This is a genomic window from Mycobacterium sp. 29Ha (genome assembly GCF_032883055.1).
Taxonomy (GTDB): domain Bacteria; phylum Actinomycetota; class Actinomycetes; order Mycobacteriales; family Mycobacteriaceae; genus Mycobacterium; species Mycobacterium gallinarum.
In genome coordinates this window covers 52,291-67,210 of sequence record NZ_JAMQTI010000023.1, presented here as the reverse complement: position 1 = coordinate 67,210, position 14,920 = coordinate 52,291, and the positions used below count along the sequence as shown (strand labels likewise).

General features: G+C 65.8%; 14 protein-coding genes. 12 read left to right on the top strand and 2 right to left on the bottom strand.

The window, feature by feature from the left end:
- The first annotated feature begins 67 nt into the window (after positions 1-67).
- From hisN to M1248_RS25115, 4 genes are all read left to right on the top strand, one after another.
- The gene (gene hisN / locus M1248_RS25130) at positions 68-856 is read left to right on the top strand and encodes a histidinol-phosphatase (RefSeq protein WP_317150057.1); all 789 of its coding nucleotides are present in this window, start codon (positions 68-70) and stop codon (positions 854-856) included.
- Between the two features lie 78 nt (positions 857-934).
- On the top strand, positions 935-2,368 hold the full coding sequence (locus M1248_RS25125) for a wax ester/triacylglycerol synthase family O-acyltransferase (protein WP_317150056.1): 1,434 nt from the start codon (positions 935-937) through the stop codon (positions 2,366-2,368).
- Positions 2,369-2,482: 114 nt separating this feature from the next.
- The gene (locus M1248_RS25120; RefSeq protein WP_317150055.1) at positions 2,483-3,880 is read left to right on the top strand and encodes an acyl-CoA dehydrogenase family protein; all 1,398 of its coding nucleotides are present in this window, start codon (positions 2,483-2,485) and stop codon (positions 3,878-3,880) included.
- Between the two features lie 21 nt (positions 3,881-3,901).
- Complete coding sequence (locus tag M1248_RS25115; protein WP_083128580.1) at positions 3,902-5,113, top strand: acyl-CoA dehydrogenase family protein; 1,212 nt, start codon at positions 3,902-3,904, stop codon at positions 5,111-5,113.
- A gap of 81 nt (positions 5,114-5,194) precedes the next feature.
- Here the strand turns inward: M1248_RS25115 and M1248_RS25110 are convergent, their stop codons facing one another.
- Positions 5,195-6,193, bottom strand: a complete 999-nt coding sequence (locus M1248_RS25110; protein ID WP_163736608.1) for an acryloyl-CoA reductase — start codon at positions 6,191-6,193, stop codon at positions 5,195-5,197.
- A gap of 98 nt (positions 6,194-6,291) precedes the next feature.
- On the bottom strand, positions 6,292-7,269 hold the full coding sequence (locus M1248_RS25105; protein WP_163736605.1) for an esterase family protein: 978 nt from the start codon (positions 7,267-7,269) through the stop codon (positions 6,292-6,294).
- A 273-nt stretch (positions 7,270-7,542) separates the two neighbouring features.
- Between M1248_RS25105 and M1248_RS25100 the strand changes: the two genes are divergently transcribed.
- The 8 genes from M1248_RS25100 to M1248_RS25065 all read left to right on the top strand — a co-directional run bounded on the left by M1248_RS25100 (position 7,543) and on the right by M1248_RS25065 (position 14,904).
- Entirely contained in the window at positions 7,543-8,100 is a 558-nt protein-coding gene (locus M1248_RS25100) for a TetR/AcrR family transcriptional regulator (protein WP_163736602.1), read from the top strand.
- Positions 8,101-8,142: 42 nt separating this feature from the next.
- Positions 8,143-9,315, top strand: a complete 1,173-nt coding sequence (locus tag M1248_RS25095) for an acyl-CoA dehydrogenase (protein WP_232076420.1) — start codon at positions 8,143-8,145, stop codon at positions 9,313-9,315.
- Between the two features lie 12 nt (positions 9,316-9,327).
- Complete coding sequence (locus tag M1248_RS25090) at positions 9,328-9,717, top strand: nitroreductase/quinone reductase family protein (protein WP_163736596.1); 390 nt, start codon at positions 9,328-9,330, stop codon at positions 9,715-9,717.
- A 77-nt stretch (positions 9,718-9,794) separates the two neighbouring features.
- A complete protein-coding gene (locus M1248_RS25085; RefSeq protein ID WP_163736593.1) occupies positions 9,795-10,898 on the top strand; it encodes a homogentisate 1,2-dioxygenase in 1,104 nt (367 codons plus the stop codon).
- Positions 10,899-12,080, top strand: coding sequence for an alpha/beta hydrolase family protein (locus tag M1248_RS25080; RefSeq protein ID WP_317150054.1), 1,182 nt, complete (start codon positions 10,899-10,901; stop codon positions 12,078-12,080).
- The gene (locus M1248_RS25075; protein ID WP_317150053.1) at positions 12,077-13,282 is read left to right on the top strand and encodes a CaiB/BaiF CoA-transferase family protein; all 1,206 of its coding nucleotides are present in this window, start codon (positions 12,077-12,079) and stop codon (positions 13,280-13,282) included. Before M1248_RS25080 ends, M1248_RS25075 begins: the two co-directional genes overlap by 4 nt.
- Complete coding sequence (locus tag M1248_RS25070) at positions 13,279-14,187, top strand: hydroxymethylglutaryl-CoA lyase (protein ID WP_317150052.1); 909 nt, start codon at positions 13,279-13,281, stop codon at positions 14,185-14,187. The genes M1248_RS25075 and M1248_RS25070 overlap by 4 nt, the downstream gene beginning before the upstream one ends.
- Before the next feature lie 105 nt (positions 14,188-14,292).
- Positions 14,293-14,904, top strand: coding sequence for a TetR/AcrR family transcriptional regulator (locus M1248_RS25065; RefSeq protein ID WP_163736582.1), 612 nt, complete (start codon positions 14,293-14,295; stop codon positions 14,902-14,904).
- The last annotated feature ends 16 nt before the right edge of the window (positions 14,905-14,920 follow it).

Sequence of the window (14,920 nt, the reverse complement as noted above, 5' to 3'; positions counted from 1 at the left end):
GAAGACGAACGCGAGTGAGGATCGCAGCGAGGAACGAGCGAGGACCGGAGCGAGCGGGAGTCGAGGCATGACGGAAGTCGGTGATGACATCCGTAATGATGTTGCCTTCGCGCTGCAAATGGCCGACGCCGCCGACGCGCAGACGCTGGCTCGTTTCGGCGCGCTGGATTTGCGGGTCGAGACAAAACCCGACCTCACTCCCGTGACGGACGCCGATCGCTCGGTCGAGGAGCTGGTCCGAGAGGCGCTGGCGGCGCACCGGCCCGACGACGTCGTGCTCGGTGAAGAATTGGGCGGCACAGCGGTTTTCAGCGGCCGCCAGTGGGTCGTCGACCCCATCGACGGTACGAAGAACTTCGTCCGCGGCGTTCCGGTGTGGGCCACGTTGATCGCGTTGCTCGACGACGGCGTGCCCGTGGTGGGTGTCGTCAGCGCTCCCGCGCTGCACCGGCGCTGGTGGGCCGGCGGCGGCGAAGGTGCGTTCACATCGTTCGGCGGGCAGACGCGGCGCATCTCGGTGTCCGGCGTCGACGACATCGCCTCGGCGAGCCTGACGTACTCCGATCTCACCACCGGGTGGGACGGTTTGCGCCCACAATTCCTGGAGCTCACCGACGAGGTGTGGCGAGTTCGCGGCTACGGCGACTTCTGGTCCTACTGCTTGGTCGCCGAGGGCGCCGTGGACATCGCCGTCGAACCGGAGGTCAAGCTGTGGGACCTGGCGGCCCTCGACATCCTGGTGCGGGAGGCGGGCGGCACGTTCACGAGCGTCGCGGGGCAACCTGGCCCTCACGGTGGAAGCGCTGTCGCCACCAACGGGAAGCTGCACGACGCTGTGCTCGCGCGTCTTCGATAGCCCGATATCTGAGTTCGAATGGCGTCATCATGTGATGACGCCGTCGCGTCGATCGATTCTGCTCAGAGGGGAGCATCCGTGCAGCAGCTGAGCTGGACCGATGACATGATGTTGCGGGCCGAGCGTCCCGAAACTCCGATGCAGATCCAGATGCTGCTGATCTACGACCCGGCAACGGCGCCCGGCGGGCGGGTCACCTTCAAGGGCATCCTCGAAGAGGTCGACAGCCGGTTGCACCTCGCGCCGACCTTTCGGCGGCGGCTGACCGAACTCCCCGGCGGCCTGCACATGCCGTATTGGGTGGACGACCCGAACTTCGATCTCGAGTACCACGTCCGCCACATTGCGCTGCCGCAGCCCGGAGACTGGCGCCAGTTGTGCATCCAAATCGCGCGCATCCACGCCCGGCAGATCGACCTGCGTCGTCCGCCATGGGAGATGACCGTCATCGAGGGGCTCAACGCGGTTCCCGGTGTCCCGCCGGGATCGTTCGCGGTCGGCGTGAAACTGCACCACTGCGCCGCCGACGGCATGGAAAGTGTCGAGCTGCTGGCCGCCCTGCACGATCTCGCACCCGACGGTCCTCGCCCCGCACCTCCCGAAACACCCTGGGAGCCAGACGAACTACCGTCTACGTCCACTCTGGTGTCCAAGACTGCGGTCAATATCGCGCAGTATCCAATGCGCGCGGGCAGCGTCGTCGTGCCAAGTGCGCTGAAGGCGTTCCGCCAGGTCGCCGGGCTGCCCGCCAAGGTGGCCGGTGGCGTCGCCGCGGCGCTCGGTGGCGACCCGCCGTCCCTGTTCGCCCCGACCACTCGGTTCAACGGGTCCCCTTCTCCCCACCGGGTTTTCGAGGCTCGGTTCCATGACCTCGCCGACTTCCAGCGCATCAAATCGACCGTGCCGGGGGCGACGATCAACGACGTCGCGGTGGCATATGTCGGCGGGGCGTTGAGGCGCTACCTCGAAGACCATGACGAGTTGCCGGAGGAGTCACTCCTCACTGCGTGCCCCGCATCGATACGGGATTCCAGTGAGAAAGGGGCGGGCGGAAACCGGTTGTTCGGCAGACTGCAGTCGCTGCAGACGACTATGTCGGATCCACACAAGCGGCTTCTGTCGATCGTGGCCGAGGCATCCGCGTTCCGCGAGAACTCCGATATGTCCAACACCAACCGGCTGATGGAGCTCGTCGGCCTCGTTCCCACCACGCTGCTCGGCCTGACCATCAAGGCGGCCTCGGCGCTGCCCTTCAGCAGTCCGCCGATCGCCAACACCAACTTGAGCAATGTGCCCGGACCCGCAGAGCCGATCTATTTCAACGGCGCACGCCTGATCCGGGTCACCGGATTGGGGCCGTTGATCGGGGGCTTGAACCTGTTCCACGTCATTGCGAGCTACAACGGAACCGTCTCGATGGGCGTCACCGCGGACCGCGACGCACTACCAGACCCCGCGCACTACGCCGAGTGCATGCAGGCCGCGTTCGACGAGCTCTTGGCTACGGTCTGACGTGTGAACTACACAACATTCCCACCGAACTTACTGGTGAGTCAGTTGACATACCTTACTCTGGAGTCAGTTCCGAAAATGTGAACGTCAATCTTTCTAAGCGAGGCGGTCGACATGACCAATACCCTGCCGTCGAACAATGGATCCGCACCGCGGCGAAAGCGCAAAGGCAACGAAAGTGCGGTCGGCCTGCGCAAGCACAAGCGCACCGCGACAGACGTGGCGCTGGCACTGGTCACACCGCTGGTCGGCCAGGAGTTCCTCGACCGCCACAAACTGCGCGAGCCGCTGAACGGCGGTCTCAAGTACGGCGTCAAGCAGGTGTTCTCGGTCGCCGGCGCCGCGAGCCGTCAGTTCAAGCGCGCCTCCGGCGCCCAGGGCGGGCCGACCCGGCTGAAAAAGAGCGGTTCTGACTACTTCGACCTCACGCCCGACGACGAGCAGCAGATGATCGTCGACACGCTCGGTGAGTTCGCCGAAGAGGTCATGCGCCCCGCGGCCCACGACGCCGACGAGTCCGCGACCTATCCACCCGATCTCGTCACCAAGGCCACTGAACTCGGCATCACGGCAATCAACATTCCCGAGGACTTCGACGGAATCGCCGCCCATCGCGCAGCCGTCACCAATGTGCTCGTAGCCGAGGCGCTGGCCTACGGCGACATGGGACTCGCGCTGCCCATCCTGGCGCCCGCAGGCGTCGCGTCGGCTCTCACGCACTGGGGCAGCGCCGACCAGCAGGCGACCTACCTGAAGGAGTTCGCCGGCGAGAATGTGCCGCAGGCGTGCGTGGCGATCTCCGAGCCGCACCCCCTGTTCGACCCGACCGCGCTGAAGACGACGGCGGTGCGCACCCCGAGCGGCTACCGTCTCGACGGCGTAAAGTCTTTGGTGCCCGCCGCCGCGAACGCCGAATTATTAATTGTGGCAGCACAACTCAACGGCAAGCCCGCGCTGTTCATCGTCGAATCGTCGTCACGCGGCGTATCCGTCAAGGCGGACCCGAGCATGGGTATCCGCGCCGCCGCTCTCGGACAGGTCGAACTGGACAACGTCATCGTCCCGCTGTCAGCGCGTCTTGGCGAGGGCGGGGCCAGCGATCAGGACTATTCGGATGCCATCGCGCTGTCCCGCCTCGGCTGGGCGGCGCTTTCGGTCGGCACGGCGCATGCGGTGCTCGACTACGTGGTGCCATATGTCAAGGAGCGGCAGGCATTCGGCGAACCGATCGCGCACCGGCAGGCGGTCGCGTTCATGTGCGCCAACATCGCGATCGAGCTCGACGGTCTGCGATTGATCACCTGGCGCGGCGCCGCACGCGCCGATCAGGGTCTGCCGTTCGCCCGGGAAGCTGCGCTGGCCAAGCGACTCGGCGCCGACAAGGGCATGCAGATCGGACTCGATGGAGTGCAACTGCTCGGTGGCCACGGCTACACCAAGGAGCACCCGGTCGAACGCTGGTACCGCGATCTGCGGGCGATCGGTGTCGCCGAGGGTGTCGTCGTTATCTAGTCTTCTAACGAAAGTCGAATCATGGCAATCAATCTGGAACTGCCGAAGAAGCTCGAAGCAGTGATCGACATGGCGCACAACGGCGCCGCCGAGATGCTGCGGCCGATCTCACGCAAATGGGATCTGCGGGAACACGAGTACCCGGTCGAACTCGACACGCTGGCCACCCTCTTCGAGGGTATCTCGGGCGCCAACGCCATCGCCTTCGCGGGCGCCGAAGCGTTCGCGGCCGGAGAAGCCAGAGACGTCAACCACAATGGCGCCAACATGTCGGCCGTGCTCAACGTGATGGAAGTCAGTTGGGGCGACGTCGCATTGATGTTGTCGGTGCCGCGCCAGGGCCTCGGCAACGCCGCGATCTCCAGCGTGGCGACTCGTGAACAGCTCGACAAGCTCGGCAAGGACGTATGGGCCGCGATGGCGATCACCGAACCGGGCTTCGGGTCCGACTCGGCCGCGGTGACGACCACGGCGAAGCTCGACGGCGACGAGTACGTCATCAACGGCGAGAAGATCTATGTCACCGCGGGATCGCGCGCCACCCACATCGTGGTGTGGGCGACCCTGGACAAGTCGATGGGCCGCGCGGCGATCAAGTCGTTCATCGTGCCGCGCGAACACCCCGGCGTCACCGTCGAACGCCTCGAGGACAAGCTCGGCATCAAGGCCTCCGACACGGCCGCCATCCGGTTCGACAACGCGCGCATCCCGAAGGAAAACCTGCTCGGCAGCCCGGACGTCGAGGTCGAGAAGGGCTTCGCGGGCGTCATGGAGACCTTCGACAACACCCGTCCGGTGGTGGCCGCGATGGCCGTCGGCATCGCGCGCGCCGCGCTCGAGGAGCTGCGCAAGATCCTCACCGAAGCCGGTGTGGAGATCTCCTACGACAAGCCCTCGCACGCGCAAAGCGCGCCCGCCGCCGAGTTCCTGCGGATGGAGTCCGATTGGGAGTCGGCGTATCTACTGATGGTGCGTTCGGCGTGGCAGGCCGACAACAACATCCCGAACTCCAAGGAAGCGTCGATGGGCAAGGCCAAGGCCGGCCGCGTCGCCAGTGACATCACGCTCAAGGCCGTCGAATTGGCAGGCACCGTCGGCTATTCCGAGCAGACGCTGCTGGAAAAGTGGGCCCGCGACAGCAAGATCCTCGACATCTTCGAGGGCACCCAGCAGATTCAGCAGCTGGTGGTTGCCCGTCGGCTGCTGGGCCTGTCGTCGTCCGAGCTGAAGTAGGTTTCTTTTCGCCGAGTGTGGGCTCGATACACACCCTGGGCGCATTTCGCGTGCGGGTAACCCACGTTCGGCGAGCTGAACTCAGAATCCGTCGTGCACGACCACGCGCGTGCGGCCGGTGACGCCGCCGCCGATGATCGTGCGCAGCGTGTGCGGCGCCTCGAGCACCGAGACGTCCTTGGTGATGCTGCCCAGGTGACGCGGCTTGAGCTCGCCCGCGAGTTGACGCCACACGTCGCGACGCGCCCCGATCGGCAGCTGTACTGAATCGATGCCAGCCAGGGTTACGCCGCGCAGAATGAACGGCATCACCGTCGTCGGTAGGTCAGCCGACCGGGCCAGACCTGAAATCGCCGCAGTCCCACCGTAATTCAATGTGCTCAACGCGTAGGCCAGGGTGTCGCCGCCCACGCTGTCGACGACGCCGGCCCACTGCGACTTGCCGAGCGCCCGCACCTTCTCCCCCTCTGCGGGTAGCCGACCGATCACCTGCGTGGCGCCCAGTTCCATCAGCCAGTCGTGGGCTTCGGCCTTACCGCTGGACGCGACCACCTCGTACCCGAGTCCAGCCAGCAGATCGACGCTGACGCTGCCGACCCCGCCCGTCGCACCGGTAACCAGAATCGGGCCGTCGGCCGGCTGTATGCCCGCCGCACGAATCGCGTTGACGCTCATGGCCGCAGTGAATCCCGCCGTGCCGATAGCCGCGGCCTCGGCGGTGGTCAACTCGTCGAGCTTCACCAGATAGTCGGCGGGGTAGCGCGCGGTGTCCGCGTAGCCGCCGTGGCGACCGGTGCCGATGTCGTAACCATGGGCGACGACGCGGTCACCCACGGCGAATTCAGGGGACGAGCTCGAGGTGACCGTTCCGGCGACATCGATGCCGGGAATCAGCGGGTACGCCCGCGCGACTCCGCCCTTCGGCGTGATCGCCAGGGCGTCCTTGTAGTTGATCCCCGAGTATTCGACGCCAATCTGGACATCGCCGTCGGGCAGGAAGGACGCGTCGACGACCTCGTGCTGCAGCGTGATGGATCCCTCGGCGTCCTGGTGCGCGACCAACGCATTGACTTCAGACATGGAACCCATTCTCATCTGGGCCCACACCGAAGGTAGGGGAACGCAAAAGTCCCCGATCACCCGGGCAAGTCCGAGTGTCGGGGACCTTTGCGTCGGCGCTACGAGCCCAGGGTCGAGATCAGGTCGGGCTTCATCTGCTGAAGTTGCTGGCCCCAGTACTCCCAGCTGTGCGTGCCGTAAGGCGGGAAGTTGAACACGGCGTTTTTGCCGCCCGCGGCGATGTAGTTGTCGCGGAACGTCTCGTTCGTCCGGATCGTCAGACCCTCGAGGAAGGTGGCGGGGAGGTTCGCGCCGCCCAGTTCGTTGGGCGTTCCGTTGCCGCAGTAGACCCACAGGCGGGTGTTGTTGGCCACCAGCGCGGGGATCTGAAGCATCGGGTCATTGCGCTTCCACGCGCTGTTCGGGTCTTCGGTCGGGCCCCACATGTCGTTGGCCTTGTATCCGCCGGCGTCGCCCATCGCCATGTTGATCAGGAACGGCCACTGTCCCTCGGACGGGTTGAGGAAGGCCGACAGCGACCCGGCATAGATGAACTGCTGTGGATGATAGACCGAGAGGATCATCGCCGAGTTGCCCGCCATCGACAGGCCGACGGCGGCGTTGCCGGTCGTGGACACTCCGCGTTCGGCGGCCAGCCAGTTCGGCAGCTCGCTCGTCAGGAAGGTCTCCCACTTGTAGGTCTGGCAACCGTTCTTGCCACAGGCCGGCGCATACCAGTCGCTGTAGAAGCTGGACTGACCGCCGACCGGCATGATGATCGACAACGGGGTGTCGAAGTACCACTCGAACGCCTGGGTCTCGAGGTCCCAGCCGTTGAAGTCGTCGCGGGCACGCAGACCGTCGAGCAGGTACACAGCCTTCGACCCGGTGCCTTTCTGGAACTGCACCTTGATATCGCGGCCCATCGACGGCGAGGGGACCATCAAGTACTCCACCGGCAGACCGGGCCGCGAGAACGCCTCAGCGGTCGGAGACTGCCCCGTGAGGCCCACTACGCCGGGCAGCAGGGCCGCCGCTACGGCAGCCATGGTGAGCCGGCGCGCCCAGGGACGTCGAATCTTGTCAATGAAGCTCATACTGCAAACCCATCCATCTTCCGATTTCCGCTTTTCCCACGATCGAGCAATCGTCATCGACAGCGCAGCGGATTGCTGCGTTGTCGTGCCCGCTCGACTGAGCCCGGTGGCCCATGGAGCGGACCGAGAAAATTTCAGTTGTCGCGTGTGCAGTAAAACATGTGACCAGCGCGAGGAGAAAGTCCGAACGGCGGCGTCGGCGAGATTCCCGTGAACAATCTGTCTGGTGTCGATGCCGACGTGACCGGCCGTGGGCACCGTAGGCTTCGGGGTATGGCAAAGGCTCGCGCCACTCGCCTGGCCGTGGAGGACTGGATCCAGGCCGGCTATGCGGTCCTTGCCGAGGAAGGCATCAAGTCGCTGAAGGTTGACCGGTTGTGCACCCGCCTCGGCGTGACCAAAGGCAGTTTTTACTGGCATTTCGCCGATATCGCGAGCTATCGCGTCGCGCTGGTCGACGCGTGGGGCGCCTCCAGAGACGAGGAACGGCGCCACTTCGGCACGTCGACTGACGTGCCTGCCCGGGAGCGGCTCTCGCAAATGATGACAACGCTGGTTGACGCTCGGCATTGGACACTGGAGCGCGCAATGCGGGAATGGGCCCGCACCGACGAGAGAGTGGCCGCCAGCGTCCGCGCCGCGGACCGGCGTGTCGTGGCCGCGGTGCGCCAGGCATTTCTCGACTACGGGTTCGATGCCGAGGAGGCCGACCTGCGCGCAACCGCCACTTTTGCGGTCGGAATAGGGTTCCTGCATCTGTCCGGGGCGAAACCCAGCGCCCGGGGAGCCGCGCGGCGGGAACGCTTCCTCGACATCATGCTGACGCGCTGAGACACACTTTCCATACTAAAAGGTATGGTAGCGTTGAGGATCGTGACCGCGGTTTCGGCCACCCCGGCCATCACCCCCGAGTTTGTCGCCCGGCTGGCCGAGCGCGCGCCAGAAGCCGAGCGGATACGCCGCTTACCTGCTGAAACGGTCGCCGACGTCACCGCTTCGGGCTTTACCGAACTGCTGGTGCCCGCCCGCTTCGGCGGTCAGCAGGCCGCGTGGCCGTCGATCCTCGATCCGGTTCGGCGGATGGCGCACGGCTGTGCGTCGAGCGCGTGGACGCTTGGCTTCTATGCCCTGCACAACTGGATGCTTGCGCTGTTCGACGAGCGTGCTCAGGAGGAGGCGTTCGCGACGCGCCCGTTCCTCGCGCCCGCGCCGCTGGCGCCGACGGGCCGAGGGGTGCCGTCCGGCGACGGCATCCGGTTGACCGGCCGGTGGTCGTGGGCGACGGGCGTGATGGACGGCAACTGGATCATGGTGGGTGCGATCTGCGGCCCCGATGAGGATCCGGCCGCTATTTATCCGGCGCTGGCCCTACTACCCATCTCCGACGTCCGCATCGAGGACGTCTGGCACACCGACGGCATGCGGGCCACTGGATCCAACGACGTGGTCATCACCGATGCGTTTGTCCCCCACCACCGGCTTGTCCGCGTCGCCGATATCTATTCCGGCACCGCGCCGGGCGCCGGGCTTCACGACGCCGACACCTACCGTTGGCCGATGGTGCCCGCCCTGTCGCTGTTGGCGGCCATGCCGGCACTGGGCAGCGCGGAGCGCGTCGCGGAGGTCTACGCCGAGCGGCTCGGCGAGCGCATCCTCGCGTACGAAGGCGTCACGCAGAAGGAGAAGCCGCTGGCGCAGGCACGGCTTGGCGAGGCGCGCGTCCGGCTGCGTGCGCTGCGCGGACTGCTGGCCGACACCGTCGGAGATATCGAAGCCGTTGTCGCGTCGGGTGACCCGGTGCCGCGGCCGGTACGAGCCGAGGCCCGCCTCGCCGCCGCGCACATCGTGCGCGAGTCGCGGTCGGTGATCGCCGATCTGCTGGAGGCGTCCGGCGCCAGCGTGCACTTCGCCGACAATCCGCTGCAGCGCATCAAACGCGACGTCGATGTTCTTGCCGGTCATGTGGTGTTCGACTACGACACCAGTCGCGAACTTGCCGGAGCGCTCACACTGGGCATGAAGGTCTCGCGCACCGCGATGGTCTAACAAAGGGGAATCATGGCCGACGATCTGCGTGATCGGATCACGAAAACCTTCCAGAAGAACGTCGCCAACCGAATGATGCGGCTGATGCCGTTCCAGACGCTGCTGGAAACCACCGGCCGCAAGAGCGGTGAGCCCCGCCGCACGCCTCTGGGTGGACGCCGCGAGGGCGACCAGTTCTGGTTCGTCTCGGAATTCGGCGACAAGTCGCAGTACGTCAAGAACATCCAGGCGAATCCGAAGGTCCGCGTCCGGATCAACGGCAGGTGGCATCGCGGCACTGCGCACTTGGTGCCCGACGACGACCCGCACGCACGGCTGCGCTCACTACCTCAGTTCAACAGCTTCGGCGTGCGGACGTTCGGCACCAACCTGCTGACCATCCGGGTCGACCTCGAGAGCTGATCCGAGGGTTGACCCCTGCCCGAAAGTAAAACTAAACTCATTTTTAGTTCGGATCGCCCATTGTCGATGGAGACACCATGGAATCCTTTGTTCACCTCCGAAAAGGCCGTACTCCCCGACGACTGCACGCCGATCTGGATGGGCTGAAAGACGACGAACTCGGGCGCGGCGGCTTCACCGGCCGCACGGCGAACATGTATCGGCGCAACGACCCGACGGCATTCCGCTCGGTCGGCCCATTGCGGCCCGTCGACGTGCTGTCGTCGGAGCTCAAACCGAGCGACGCGAGCGACGCCGCCGGCGGTCCACTGCTGATGTTCAGCAATGCCGACTGCCTCGTGATGCTGTCGCGGCGCAGCGAGCCGATGCCGTTCTTCGTCCGCTACGTCGACGGCGACCTGCTCAGCTTCGTCCACAAGGGCTCGGGTCTGCTCGAGACGGAGTTCGGGCCCCTGCGCTACCGCGAGGGCGACTGGGTCTACATACCCAAGGCGTGCACCTTCCGCCAGGTGCCCGACGAAGAGTCGACACTGCTCATGATCCAGGCCACTGACGAGTTCCGGGTCCCGGCACCGGGGTACCTCGGTCGGCACTTCCCCTTCGATCCATCGCAGGCCGTCATCCCGGAGGCGTCGCCCATCGACGACGATGGGCGTGACGAGTACGAGGTCCGGCTGATCCACTCCCCAATAGATGGGGTGGGGACGACTTCTCTCTTCTACCAACATCATCCGCTGGACGTGGCGGGCTGGCGCGGCGACAATTTCGCGTTCACCTTCAACATCGACGACTACAACGTGGTGACGTCGAACAGCGTGCACCTGCCACCCACGGTGCACCTGTTCATGGAGGCCACCGGCGTCTACGTGATGAACTTCCTGCCCAAGCCCGCCGAAAGCGTGCCAGGCACCGAGCGCACGCCGTGGTACCACCGCAACGTCGACTTCGACGAGATCGCGTTCTTCCACGGTGGATCGCTCTACGGGATCCCGATGCCGCCCGGCTTGGTTTCCCATGCGCCGCAAGGGGTTCACCACGGTGCACCAGAGAAGGCGCGCGAGCGGGCCCGCCGCAAGTTCGATGACTACGACAAGGTCGACTGGTCGGTGATCGCGATCGACACCAGGCGTCGCCTCGTCCCGTCCGAAGAGGTACTCGCCAACGATCTGGGGCAGCACTAGATGACCACCGCGGTGAAGTACGAGTACGACCGAATCCCCTATCTGGTCGCTTACCAGAACAATTCGGGCGTCCGCGACGTCTACGGCGGCGTCGCCGAGCTCGTCATCCTCGAAAGCCATCTGCTGCGTCCGAAGGACAAGCCCTCAGACACCGTATTGGTGTTCATGCATCCCATCGGCGGGGGCGCGTACCTGCCGATGATGAACGCGCTCGCCCGGGCGGGGCACCACGTCATCTATTGCAACAGCCGCTTCCGCGGCACCGACTCCGCGCTGCTGATGGAGAAGGTGGTCGAGGACCTGGGCGAGTGCATCAAGGATGCCAAGAACCGGCTGGGCTACTCGAAGGTGGTCCTCGCCGGGTGGAGCGGCGGCGGATCGCTGTCGGTGTTCTACCAGCAGCAGGCGCAGAACCCGACCGTGACGGCCAGCCCCTCCGGTGACGGCCCCGACCTCACCAAGCTCGGCCTGATCCCGGCCGACGGCATCATGCTGCTGGCCGCGCACGTCAGCCGCCACGGCACGCTGACCGAATGGCTGGACGCGTCGATCCTCGACGAGTCCGACCCGTCCAAGCGCGACCCCGAGTTGGACCTGTACAACCCCGACAACCCCAACCAGCCGCCCTACACCGCGGAGTTCCTCGAGCGCTACCGGGCCGCCCAGATCGCACGCAATCGCCGAATCACCAAGTGGGTCAAGGGCAAACTGGCCGAGTTGAAGGCGCAGGGCCGTCCCGAGGACGAGTTCGCGTTCGTCGTGCACGGCACCATGGCTGACCCGCGGTGGCTCGACCCCACGGTGGATCCGAACGAACGCACCCCCGGACAGTGCTATCTGGGCGATCCTCAGGTGGTGAACAACAGTCCCGTCGGATTGGCCCGGTTCTGCACACTGCGCAGCTGGCTCTCGCAATGGAGCTACGACGACGCCAACGGTGATGCGGTCAAGTGCGGGCCCGACATCGCCGTGCCCGCGCTGGTCATCGGCAACATGGCCGATGACGCCTGCACACCCAGCCACACACAGCGTCTGTTCACCGCGATCGGGCATTCTGACAAGGAGATGTACGAGATCCCCGGCGCGAACCACTACTACTCCGGACCCGATCAGCGCGGCACGCTGCGCGAGGCGGTCGGAATCTGCACCGACTGGCTACACAGGCACGAGTTCTCGACATGACGGTCACCGGCCCGCTCGACGGCATCCGCGTTATCGAGGTCGGCACGCTGATCTCCGGACCGTTCGCCGGACGGCTGCTCGGTGACATGGGCGCCGAGGTCATCAAGATCGAGCCGCCTGGGGCCCCTGATCCGTTGCGCACCTGGGGGCAGGCCGAACTCGAGGGTCACCATTTCTTATGGACGGTGCACGCGCGCAACAAGAAGGCCGTCACGCTGAACCTGCGCAAGGATGCCGGACGCGAACTGTTCCTGGACCTCGTCGAGCGCTCCGACATCATCGTGGAGAACTTCCGGCCCGGCACGCTGGAGAAGTGGAACCTCGGCTACGACGTGCTGCGTGAACGCAATCAGGGCATCATCCTGGTACGGGTCTCCGGATACGGGCAGACCGGACCCGAGGCGCACAAGGCGGGTTACGCGTCGGTCGCCGAGGCGGCCAGTGGCCTGCGGCACATGAACGGGTTCCCCGGCGGTCCGCCCCCGCGACTCGCCCTTTCGCTCGGCGACAGCCTGGCCGGGATGTTCGCCGCCCAGGGCGCACTGGCCGCGCTGTATCGACGCTCGGTCACCGGCAAGGGACAGGTCGTCGACGCCGCGCTCACCGAATCCTGTTTGGCCGTACAGGAATCCACCATTCCGGACTACGACGTGGGCGGTGTGGTGCGCGGACCCTCTGGTACCCGACTGGAGGGTATCGCCCCGTCGAACATCTACCCGACCGCCGACGGCAGCTGGGTCGTCATCGCCGCCAACCAGGACACCGTGTTCCGTCGGCTGTGCGCCGCAATGGGACAACCCGAGCTCTCCACCGACGACCGATTCGTCACTCACGTTGCCCGGGGCCGCAATCAGGATGAACTCGACAAGATCATCGGCGACTGGGCGGCCGCCAGACAACCTGCCGACATCATCGCGACCCTTTCGGAAGCCGGGGTGATCAGCGGACCCATCAACACCGTCGCCGAGGTCGTCGAGGATCCACAGCTGCAGGCCCGCGGGATGATCGCCGACCACTGGGACGAACGCATCGGGCGAAGCGTCAAGGGTCCCGGCGTGATACCGGTGCTTTCGGATACACCGGGCACGATTCGTAACGCCGGCTCGGCCCGGCCCGGCCAGCACAATGACGAGATCTACGGTGGTCTGCTGGGCCGAAGCGATGCCGAGATCATGCAGCTGGCAGAGGAGGGCGTGTTATGAGTGTGCTTCCGACGCATGTCGACATTCGCGACGTCTCTCTGCGCGACGGACTACAGATCGAGGATCCGATTCCGTTGTCGGCCAAGCTCGAACTGCTCGCGGCCGTCGCCGCCACCGGCGTGCGGGAGATGGAGGCGACGGCGTTCGTCTCGCCATCGAAGGTGGCCGCGCTGGCCGACGCGGCCGAACTCGCCGCCGAGCTGCACAACTTCGGAGACATCGAGTTCTCGGCGCTGGTGGCCAGTCCCAACGGCGCCAAGCGCGCGATCGCGTCGGGTTTGCGGTCGATCGAGTACGTGGTGTCGGCCGCCGACGGCCACAGCCAAGCGAACGTAGGTCGCACCACGGCGGAAGCCACCGCGCAGATTCCCGAGATCGTCGCGATCTCCCACGACAGCGGCGTCACCGTCGAGGTCATCATCGCCACGGCGTGGGACTGCCCCTTCGACGGCCCGATACCACCGCAACGCGTGCTGGACATCGTGACCGCCGCCCGCGACCACGGCGCCGATCGCCTCGCGATCGCCGACACCATCGGCACCACCACCCCGCGCCGGGTCAGCGCTCTGGTGGCGCAGGTTCGTCCCCTGATCGGTGACATCCCGCTGGGGGCGCATTTCCACAACACCCGCGGTGCCGGACTGGCCAGCGCCTACGCCGCAGTCGAGGCCGGTGTCACCCGGCTGGACGCGTCAGTCGGCGGGCTCGGCGGCTGTCCGTTCGCGCCGGGCGCCAGCGGCAACATCGCCACCGAAGACCTGGTTTATCTGTTACGGGACAGCGAGATTGACGTCGACGTCGACCTGGAGGGCGCCATCGCCGCCGCCCGCGTCGCTCAGAAAGTCGTCGGGCACGACCTACCGAGCTCGCTGCTGCGTGCCGGCGACCGGATTCTCGGCGACTGACGTGAAGGGACTTGCTCACGTCTCGGCTGTAACCGCATGGCGGAAATGCCGGCCAAAACTCGCCGTCAGGTTACACGCGCGGTCGTTCAGGGCCGGGATGTGACCGTGCCAGCCGAAACCCTCAGTGCCAAGGGTCGCCAGACCAGGGAGGCTATCGAGCAGGCCGCCCGGAAACTCTTCGCCGAGCGCGGGTTTCACGGCACCACCCTTGGTGACATCACGTCGGCGGCCGGCAAATCACCGGCGGCGTTCTATCGCTACTTCGCCGACAAGGAAGATCTGCTGGCCGTCCTCGCTGAGTCCTTCCTGCACGAGGTGGTCGCGCCGTCCGGCCTGAGCGTCGAGCTGCCGGAATCCCCGGACGACGATACGTTCTTTCGCACCGTGGTCACCGGCTACTGGAACATGTTCAAGCAGAACATCGGGATCATGATCGCGGTCGCCCAACTCGCGGCCACGCAGCCCCGCTTCGCCGCGGTGCAGAACGAATTCCGCCGTTTCGGCATCGACATCGTCGCCGCTTCAGTGCGCCGTGCCCAGGAACAGGGCCACGGTGCCGATCTGCATCCCGAGCACACCGCCGCGGCGATCGCGTTGCTCTTCGAGAACTTCACCACTGTTTTCGTCGGCACATCCGGTCTCGGGCTCGAGATGAGTGACGAGGACGCAATCGCCACGCTGTCGAGGATTTGGAAGAAGACGCTGTACGGGTTCTAGAGACCCTGGACGTAAG

Bases quoted from the DNA above. Each gene is read 5' to 3' on its own strand.
- M1248_RS25100 (WP_163736602.1), top strand. From the start codon at position 7,543: ATGGCAAAGGCTCGCGCCACTCGCCTGGCCGTGGAGGACTGGATCCAG.
- M1248_RS25080 (WP_317150054.1), top strand. From the start codon at position 10,899: ATGACCACCGCGGTGAAGTACGAGTACGACCGAATCCCCTATCTGGTC.
- M1248_RS25105 (WP_163736605.1), bottom strand. From the start codon at position 7,269: ATGAGCTTCATTGACAAGATTCGACGTCCCTGGGCGCGCCGGCTCACC.
- M1248_RS25075 (WP_317150053.1), top strand. From the start codon at position 12,077: ATGACGGTCACCGGCCCGCTCGACGGCATCCGCGTTATCGAGGTCGGC.
- hisN (WP_317150057.1), top strand. From the start codon at position 68: ATGACGGAAGTCGGTGATGACATCCGTAATGATGTTGCCTTCGCGCTG.
- M1248_RS25120 (WP_317150055.1), top strand. From the start codon at position 2,483: ATGACCAATACCCTGCCGTCGAACAATGGATCCGCACCGCGGCGAAAG.
- M1248_RS25070 (WP_317150052.1), top strand. From the start codon at position 13,279: ATGAGTGTGCTTCCGACGCATGTCGACATTCGCGACGTCTCTCTGCGC.
- M1248_RS25085 (WP_163736593.1), top strand. From the start codon at position 9,795: ATGGAATCCTTTGTTCACCTCCGAAAAGGCCGTACTCCCCGACGACTG.
- M1248_RS25115 (WP_083128580.1), top strand. From the start codon at position 3,902: ATGGCAATCAATCTGGAACTGCCGAAGAAGCTCGAAGCAGTGATCGAC.
- M1248_RS25110 (WP_163736608.1), bottom strand. From the start codon at position 6,193: ATGTCTGAAGTCAATGCGTTGGTCGCGCACCAGGACGCCGAGGGATCC.
- M1248_RS25090 (WP_163736596.1), top strand. From the start codon at position 9,328: ATGGCCGACGATCTGCGTGATCGGATCACGAAAACCTTCCAGAAGAAC.